This window comes from Mesorhizobium sp. M6A.T.Ce.TU.016.01.1.1 (genome assembly GCF_003997065.1).
GTDB lineage: Bacteria > Pseudomonadota > Alphaproteobacteria > Rhizobiales > Rhizobiaceae > Mesorhizobium > Mesorhizobium mediterraneum.
Window position 1 is genome coordinate 1 of the sequence record NZ_RZTJ01000147.1, and the last position, 431, is coordinate 431.

A 431-nucleotide genomic window follows, 5' to 3' on the forward strand; every position below is an offset into this window, starting at 1 on the left:
GTGTCGACTATGACGATGCCATTCATCAGAGGGTGGCCTTGGCCGCAAAGCTCGGCGCACAGCACCTGGAAGGTTCCTGTCTTGGTCGGCGTGAACCAGAAATAGGTGACCGAGCCCGGGATCATGTCCATCTTGGCGCGGAACTCCGGCACGTAGAAATCATGCAGCACGTCGATCGAGCGGAGCAGCATCTTGACCGGCTTGCCGACCGGCAAATGCAAATCAGCCGCTTCGACCACGACATCGTCCTGACCGTTGGGATCGCCGGCGATCACGCCCAGCGGATTGTCCGCGGTGACCTCGCGGGTGTCGGATCTGCCAAGCTTGCCGTCCTTGCCAGGCAGACGCAAACTCCACTGCCACTGCTGGCCGACGACTTCGACCACGGTTGCGTCGCTGGGACCGTTGACGAACTGGCTCCCGACGAACAG

1 pseudogene is annotated in these 431 nt (G+C 61.7%); it reads right to left on the bottom strand.

Annotation, left to right across the window (positions count from 1 at the left end):
* Positions 1–431, bottom strand: a pseudogene (locus EOC94_RS33675) (cytochrome-c oxidase); the annotation flags it as partial.